Origin of the sequence: Streptomyces sp. NPDC058307 (assembly GCF_042880295.1) — a bacterium.
In the GTDB taxonomy this organism is placed as follows: domain Bacteria; phylum Actinomycetota; class Actinomycetes; order Streptomycetales; family Streptomycetaceae; genus Streptomyces.
In genome coordinates this window covers 7,481-15,261 of sequence record NZ_JBHVYZ010000112.1, presented here as the reverse complement: position 1 = coordinate 15,261, position 7,781 = coordinate 7,481, and the positions used below count along the sequence as shown (strand labels likewise).

Genomic DNA, 7,781 nt, shown 5'->3' with positions numbered 1-7,781 from the left:
GCCGCTGGGGGCGGACACCCCCCACCCCGTCCCCTGCCCGCCGTACGCGGCCAACCGCCGGATCGTGGCGCGCGGTCCGGCGAACGGTCCGGCGTGGCGCGTGGGGTGGCGAGCGGTCCGTCGTGCCGCGTGATGTGGCGAACGGTTCCGTCGTGGGTACGGGCGACTGCAACCCCTCAGGGGCGCGGGGAACTGCACGACCGGCCCCCACCGGCCTGCACTCGCACGGCAACCGGCCCGGCGAACGGTCCGTCCTGGCGCAGGTGACTGCAACCCCTCAGGGGCGCGGGGAACTGCGCGACCAGCCACAACGCACCCGCCCCCGCACGACAACCTGACCCGGCACCCCCTTAGGCGCCCCGCCCAAGCCCAGCGCAGCGTTCGTCACTCGGCTGGCCCCCGCGACCGCGCCCCCGCCCCGCCCCCCGGCCAGGATGCCGTCATGGGTATACGCATGCTTCACCGCCGGGCGGGTCCCGGACGGACGCAGGCACAGGCGCACGCCGAAAAGGCCCTGTCCGTACGGCAGCCCCCGGTTCCGGCCCACGCGGCCGCCGCAAGCACCGCCCGCATTCCCTTCGATCCGGCGACACTCCTGCGCCGGACGCGGCGCAGGACGGCAGGCCCTCGCATTCCCGTCCGCCTCAGCACCCTGCGCCATGCCGCCACAGAACTGCGGCACCACATCGACCGCCGTGAGCGGGACGCCGCGAGGTGGGCCGAGCTGGTGCTGAGTTATCTCGCGCTCGCCCTCACCCTGTTGCCCCGGTCCCGTCCGATGCCCACCATGACGGTGTTCATCGCGGCCGCGGACGCCGTCAGCGAGCGAGCGGGAGACCGGCCTCTTCCCGGGCGCCGGACACCGGGGCCGGGCGCCACAGCCTGACCGCCGTGGCATACAGCAGCACCCCGAGCACCAGACCGGCACCCGCGCCGAAGCAGAGGGCCGGGATCAGTTCCCAGGGCTTCGCGGTGGAGCCCCAGTACGCCCACCACCGCGAGGCCCGCCGCAGCGCGCCCACCGTCACGCATCCGCCGAGCAGGGCCATGGCCCACCACCTGTCCCGCACCGACAGAACGGGCACACCGGGTGGTTCGGCCACCCAGGGCGCCCGGCGCAGCGCGTACCCCCAGAACACGGCGATCACCACCGCGGCCAGCGCCGAACTGCCGTACTGCACGTACCAGTACCCAGGGGATCCGGCCAGCTCCCGGCCCAGGACGGGGAACAGTCGCACCCCCCATCGGTCGTGATGCGTGAACGCGTCCCACACGACGTGGGTCAGCGCTCCGAGGACGGCGGAGGCGTACCAGCGCGCGGCCAGTGCCGTACGCACGCGTGCGCGTGGCGTGCCGCAGCGCAGCAGCGTCGCCACGCCGCCCTGTCGCCTTCGGGGCAGCAGGGCCACCAGGGGTTCCCGCAGCAGCAGCCACAGGCCCACCAGCGTCCAGGCGATGAGCACGTCGACGGTGAAGACGCCCGGAAAGGAGTGCGTGACGGTGCCGAATTCCATGGCCCCCGGCACGACACTTGCCGCGTAATAGGTCATGTCGGGCGAGAAGGATCCGGCCACGAGCACGGCTGGAACCAGTCGGCCCCGGCCCGTTCCGTCGGTGCGCATCGCGGGCAGTACCGCCGCCGCATGGCTCAGGGTGAACGGCAACGGGGCTCCTCGCGGCGGCTGTTGGGCCGTTGGCGGCCCGGGTGATCGGTCCCGTCCAGTATGGGCGACGCCGGCCCGCACCGATCGAACATGGCCAACCGGTGAATACCGGGCACGAACCGGTGTCCGCGAAAAGGAAGTTGTCGTAGGGTCACACGGGTCACCGCGCCGGGGAGCTCGGTCGAACGTGCGCATCAGGAATTGCCGTGCGTCACAGGGGCAACCTCCAGGGTGGCTCGACTGTCTCAACTGGACGAGAGCGACAGACGGACAAGGGCGTTCGGGCGTCCACAGGAGGGGTTCACTTTATGGCGGCGCAATTCGGCAGGAGGCTGCGCAAGGGAGCGGTGACCACCGCAGTGGCCGCGGCCGCGGTCGCGGCACTGTCCGCCTCCCAGGCACCGGCGGCCACGGTCGACGACAACGGCAGATCGACCGCCGCCGACGCCCAGCCCTCGCCCGACGCGACCACCGGTGACGGCAGCGCGACCGGCAAGTCGCCGTACTACACGGACCTGCCGCCGCTGAACACCCCGAGCCCCGCGCCGACCGACGGCACCGCCTCCACCCTCTCTCCGGTGGAGTCCGAGGCGGGCATCCCCGCGACCGTCCTCGACGCCTACAAGAAGGCCGCGCTCGAACTCCAGGAGTCCAAGCCCGGCTGCAATCTGCCCTGGCAGCTCCTCGCCGCCATCGGCCAGGTCGAGTCGGGCCAGGCCCGCGGCGGCCGTGTCGACGCCGACGGCACCACGACCTCGAGGATCCTCGGCCCGCAGCTCGACGGCAACGGTTTCGAGCTCATCCGGGACACCGACCACGGCGTCTACGACGGCGACAGCGCCTACGACTCGGCCGTCGGGCCCATGCAGTTCATCCCGTCCACGTGGGCGTGGGCCGGCCGCGACGGCAACGGCGACGGGGTGAAGGACCCGAACAACATCTACGACGCCTCCCTCGCCGCCGGTCACTACCTGTGCCGCAACGGCTGGGACCTGTCGACCCAGGGCGACCTGGACCGCGCGATCCTCAGCTACAACCCCTCGCGGGACTACCTCAACACGGTCCTGTCGTGGCTGGAGTACTTCCGCAAGGGCACCCACGAGATCCCCGACGGCACCGGCACCGTCCCGGACAGCCGCAGCGACGGCAGCAACGCCAGCGGCGGCTCGACCTATCCGTCGTCGCCCTCGACGCCGACCACGCCCACGCCCACGCCGAGCACGCCCGGCTCACCGAAGCCGACCCCGCCCCCGGCCACCCCGCCGTCCACGACCCCGCCCCCGTCGGGGACCCCGACCACTCCGCCCCCGACGACTCCGGTCACCCCCACCCAGTCCGTGGACCACCTGGAGGACTCGGGCACCGCGAAGCTCACCGCCGTCGCGGGCGACGCGTTCACCGAGAAGATCAGCACCAAGGCGGAGAACGCCGCGGGCAAGGGCGTCGCCAAGGTCCGGATCCGCTTCACGATCGTCGGCGACACCGACGCGACCTTCACCGGCGGCGAGAAGGTCGCCACTGCTCTGACGGGCAGCTCCGGCGTGGCCACCGCGCCCGCGCTCCAGGCGGGCGAGACCACCGGCACCTTCACGGTCCGCGCCACCCTCATCGGCCGTACCGTCACAGGGCCGGACTACACGGCCACCGTCACCCAGCGCGTCGCCGACACCCTCGTGCGCACCGCCGACACCGCGCTGACGTGTGTCCCCGGCGGCCAGTTCGCCGACGCGGTCCAGGTCAAGGCCACCTACAAGGACGCCGTCGCCGACAAGGTGGCCGCCACCGCCACCCTGATCAAGGCGGCCGACGACGCGACCGAGAACGACAAGGGCCCCTACTTCAAGGACGCCGACGGCAAGACCATCCGCACCCTGACGGGCCTCACCACGGACGCGGACGGCCTGCTGAAGCTGCCGCAGCTCTACGCCGACGACACCACCGGCACCTTCGTGCTCCGCATCACCACCGCGGGCGGCGCGACGCTCGACGTGACGCTGACCGTGGCGGCGGCCACGGAGACCTCCACGAGCCCCTCGCCGAGCGCCGGCGCGAGTTCGTAGGGCGCGAGACCCACACCCCGGAGGGCGTCTTCTCCGCTACGGCGGACAAGGCGCCCTCCGTGCGTGTGCGAGCTGTTCTCATCTCGCCCGGGCGTTGCTACCGTGCCGGAACTGACGATGTATCAGTTCCCGCCCGCCGGGAGGCAGACATGCGCGCCCTGATCGCCGCCGTGACCGGCCTCGCTCTCGCGTTCGCGCTGGTCCTCACGATCACCGCGCTGGGCACGCCCGCCGGCCGGACATCGCCCAAGCCGCTGCTGACCACGGTGCCCGCGCACCCGTAACCGTCCGCCCGGGAGGCCGAGATGCGCCGCAAGACCAGCCTGGTCCTGCTCGCCCTCGCCGTGTTCTTCGCGGCGCTGTCCCCGCTGCTGCGCTGGTACGCCTTCCCGCGCCTCGCCAAGATCCCCGCGAACCAGTACCAGGACATGGTCCTGGAGGCCAAGGACGCGACCCTGATCGACTACAACGACCAAATGAAGGCGAAGAAGGTCTCCAAGGTCACCATCGTGCAGACCCTCAAGGGCAACGTGGAGGCCTCGGAGAAGATCGAGAAGACGGCCGGGAAGGACGTCGTCGTCTGGGACGGCCTGTCCTACGTCGTCGGGCCCGACGGCAAGATGGTCTCCAAGATCCCCGAGCGCTACATCTTCGACGCCCACACCCAGGACCCCGTCCACGCCACCGGCGAGTCGGTCGACGGCGATCCCGTCAAACGGGTCGGCATCGAGTTCAAGTGGCCCTTCCTCACCGAGAAACGGGACTACCAGTACTTCGACGCCCAGACCCGCACCTCGGCCCCCATCCACTACCAGGGCACCCAGAACTTCCGCGGCGTCGACGTCTACTACTTCGAGCAGACCATCCCCTGGACCAAGGTGCCCTTCCCGAAGACCATGCCGGTCCAGGGCATCACCCCCGCCTCCCTCGCCAAAACCGGTACCACCCGCTGGTACACCACGGTCCGCAAGTTCTGGGTGGAACCCCTCACCGGCGCACCCGTCTACGGCGAGGAACTCCACAAGGAGGAACTGCGCGGCGGCACCCTGCTCGGCGGCCGCGACAAGGTGACGGTCTTCGCCGGCGACGTGAAGATGCGCGAGGACTACATCAGGCACACGGTCGACCTGGTCAAGTCGAACCGCACCCTCGTCCTCCTCATGACCTCGTACCTGCCGTGGGGCTTCCTGACCCTGGGCGTCCTGCTGCTGGCGCTCGCGCTGCTGCTCGAAGCCCGCGGCCGCCGCCCGGCCCCCACGAGGGTCGACGAGCCCGAACCGGTCACCGCCTGAGCCGCGCGTTGGTGAACCGGGTCGGCTCGGCGCCCGCCGGGTCCTCCGGCCACGGATGCTTCGGATACCGGCCGCGCAGCTCCGCCCGGACACCCTTGTAGCCGTCCTTCCAGAAGGTGGCCAGGTCGGCGGTGACCGCGGCGGGGCGCCCGGCGGGGGACAGGAGATGGACCAGGAGCGGCACCCCGGCGATCCGGGGCGACTCCTGCAGCCCGAACATCTCCTGCAACTTCACCGCCAGGACGGGCTGTTCGGGGGTGCCGTAGTCGATCCGGATCCTGGACCCGCTCGGTACGGCGACCCGTTCGGGCGCCAGTTCGTCGAGCCGCGTGGCCTCGCCGGAGGCCCAGGGCAGGAGCCTCTGCAGTGCCTGTCCGGCGTCGATGCGCGCCAGGTCGGCCCGGCGGCGGGCGCGGCCCAGCTCGGGCTCCAGCCATTCGTCCACGCGCGCGTGGAGCGCGTCATCGCCGACGTCGGGCCACGGGTCGCCGAGGTGATGGCGCAGGAACGCCAGCCGCTGCCGCAGGACGTCCGCGTCGGGCGTCCACCGCAGCAGCCGTAGTCGTTCCTGGCGCAGCCCTTCGAGCAGGGCCGCGCGGACGAGGACGGGGTCCGCGTTCCGCAGCGGCCGTACCGCGAGCTCGATCGCCCCGAGCCGCTCCACCCGGCGTGCCACGACGTCCCCGTCCGCCCAGTGCACCTCCTGGCGCTCGGAGTACAGGGACGCGGCCGCCGACCGGGCCGTGTCCTCGTCGATCGCGGCAGCGAGCCGCACGCGCGCGTGTCCCTTTCCCAGGGGCCGGTCGGCCACGGCCACGGCGATCCAGGGCGAGCCCCGGAGCGGGGAGCCGTCGGAGAGTTCGGCGCGGGTGCCGGAGGCCATCAGATAGGAGCCCGAGTCGGCTCTGGCGACCCGTTCGGGGAAGGCGAGCGCGGCGACGAGACCGTCGTTTCCGGCAGTCGGCTCGGAGAACTCCGCCGAGGCGGACCGCAGCCTCCGTACCTCCGTCCGCCACCGTCCCGCATAGGCGTCGCCGCCCCGCCGAGCGGTCCGTACGGCGGCCGTCAGGTCGTCGCCGTACTCCCTGGGCGGCTCCTCCGACAGCAGCGCGACCGCCTCGGCGCCCGCGCCGGAGGTGTCCAGCAGCGCCCGTCCCAGCCGGGGATGCAGGCCCAGGCGGGCCAGCCGCGCCCCCCGGTCCGTCGCCCGGCCGTCCGCGTCCACCGCTCCCACAGCCGTCAGCACGTCCCGCGCGGCCGCCATCGCCCCGCCCGGCGGCGGATCCAGCAGGGCGAGCCCGGACGCGTCCGGATCGCCCCAGCAGGCCACCTGCAACGCGAACGCCGTGAGGTCGGCGACCTTGATCTCCGGCGACGGGAAACGCGGCAGCCGGGCGTCCTCGGCCTCCGCCCAGCACCGGTACACCGCACCCGGCGCCTCCCGTCCGGCCCGCCCCGCCCGCTGCCGCCCGGCAGCCTGCGAGGCCCGCACGGTCGCGAGCGCGCTCAACCCGCGCGCGTGGTCGACACGCGGCTCCCGCGCGAGCCCCGAGTCGACGACCACCCGCACCCCGGGCACGGTCAGGGACGACTCGGCCACGGCGGTCGCGAGCACCACCCGGCGCCGCTCCCCGCCCGCCAGCACCGCGTCCTGTACGGCCGCCGGGGCCCGCCCGTGCACCTGGAGCACCTCCACGTCACCGAGAGCGCCCAGCTGCCCGGCCACGCGCGCGATCTCGCCCACGCCCGGCAGGAAGCACAGCACGTCCCCCGCCCGCTCCGAGAGCGCCCGCCGTACCACCGAGGCCACGTGCGTGAGCAGCGCGGGATCGACCCGCATGCCGTGCGGCGGGCGTACGGGACGTGCCGGCGGCGCCCACACGACCTCCACCGGATGCGCGACACCCTCGGCCTCGACCACGGGCGCGTCGCCCAGCAACCGCGCCCATCCCTGCGCGTCGGTCGTCGCGGACGCGGCCACCAGGCGCAGCTCCGGCCGCAGGGCCTGCCGTACGTCCCACAGGAAGGCCGCCGTCGTGTCCGCGTCCAGGTGCCGCTCGTGGCACTCGTCGAGCACCACCACGTCGACACCCGTCAGTTCCTGGTCGCGCTGGAGCCGCTGGAGCAGCACACCCGTCGTGACGACCTCCACGCGCGCGTGCGGTCCGACCACCCGTTCGCCGCGCACGGTGTAGCCGACGCTCGCGCCGACCTTCTCGCCCAGCAGCCACGCCATCCGCCGGGCGGCCGCGCGGGCGGCGATCCTGCGGGGCTCGGCGACGACGACCTTCCGCGCGGGTGCGCCGGAGTCCAGCAGACCCGCGAGGACCAGCGGGACGAGGGTCGTCTTGCCGGTGCCGGGCGGGGCGACGAGAACGGCCGTGCCATGGCCCTCCAGGGCGTCGCCCAGCGCGGGCAGGGCACTGCGGACAGGAAGGGCGTCCAGGGCGTCGTAACGGATCACGCCCCCAGTGTCGTACGACTGCCGGAGTGCCTCAGTCGCGCTCGCACACGAAGATCGCGGTCCCGGGGATCAGATTCCCGCGCAACGGGGACCAGCCGCCCCACTCCGAGGTGTTCCAGACCGGCCACTCCGGCTCCACCAGGTCGACCAGGCGGAAGCCGCCGGCGACCACGTCACGGACCCGGTCGCCGATCGTGCGGTGGTGCTCGACGTAGACCGCGCGGTCCTCCTCGTCCTGTTCGACGTAGGGCGTGCGGTCGAAGTAGGAGGCGGAGACGGACAGGCCCTCGGGGCCGGGCTC

6 protein-coding genes and 1 pseudogene are annotated in these 7,781 nt (G+C 73.0%); 4 read left to right on the top strand and 3 right to left on the bottom strand.

The features are described 5' to 3' along the window. Positions 1-442: 442 nt before the first annotated feature. Positions 443-886: a hypothetical protein gene (locus ACFVYN_RS40045; RefSeq protein WP_390007580.1), complete on the top strand. Its 444-nt coding sequence runs from the start codon at positions 443-445 to the stop codon at positions 884-886. Here ACFVYN_RS40045 and ACFVYN_RS40040 read toward each other — a convergent pair. After that, positions 819-1,664 carry a DUF4184 family protein gene (locus ACFVYN_RS40040; RefSeq protein WP_390007578.1) on the bottom strand — a complete coding sequence of 282 codons (846 nt, stop codon included), beginning with the start codon at positions 1,662-1,664 and terminating at the stop codon, positions 819-821. The genes ACFVYN_RS40045 and ACFVYN_RS40040 overlap by 68 nt on opposite strands. Before the next feature lie 308 nt (positions 1,665-1,972). Between ACFVYN_RS40040 and ACFVYN_RS40035 the strand changes: the two genes are divergently transcribed. The 3 genes from ACFVYN_RS40035 to ACFVYN_RS40025 all read left to right on the top strand — a co-directional run bounded on the left by ACFVYN_RS40035 (position 1,973) and on the right by ACFVYN_RS40025 (position 5,016). Then, positions 1,973-3,724 (top strand): lytic transglycosylase domain-containing protein, encoded by a 1,752-nt coding sequence (locus ACFVYN_RS40035; protein ID WP_390007576.1) that lies wholly within the window; start codon positions 1,973-1,975, stop codon positions 3,722-3,724. Positions 3,725-3,873: 149 nt separating this feature from the next. Next, entirely contained in the window at positions 3,874-4,008 is a 135-nt protein-coding gene (locus tag ACFVYN_RS40030; protein WP_390007573.1) for an SPW_0924 family protein, read from the top strand. Between the two features lie 21 nt (positions 4,009-4,029). Then, positions 4,030-5,016 (top strand): DUF3068 domain-containing protein, encoded by a 987-nt coding sequence (locus tag ACFVYN_RS40025; RefSeq protein WP_390007571.1) that lies wholly within the window; start codon positions 4,030-4,032, stop codon positions 5,014-5,016. Here the strand turns inward: ACFVYN_RS40025 and hrpB are convergent. Both hrpB and ACFVYN_RS40015 read right to left on the bottom strand, forming a co-directional pair. Beyond that, positions 5,006-7,480, bottom strand: coding sequence for an ATP-dependent helicase HrpB (gene hrpB / locus ACFVYN_RS40020; protein ID WP_390007570.1), 2,475 nt, complete (start codon positions 7,478-7,480; stop codon positions 5,006-5,008). The genes ACFVYN_RS40025 and hrpB overlap by 11 nt on opposite strands. 31 nt (positions 7,481-7,511) lie before the next feature. Continuing rightward, positions 7,512-7,781 (bottom strand): annotated as a pseudogene (locus ACFVYN_RS40015) (SAM-dependent methyltransferase); the annotation flags it as partial.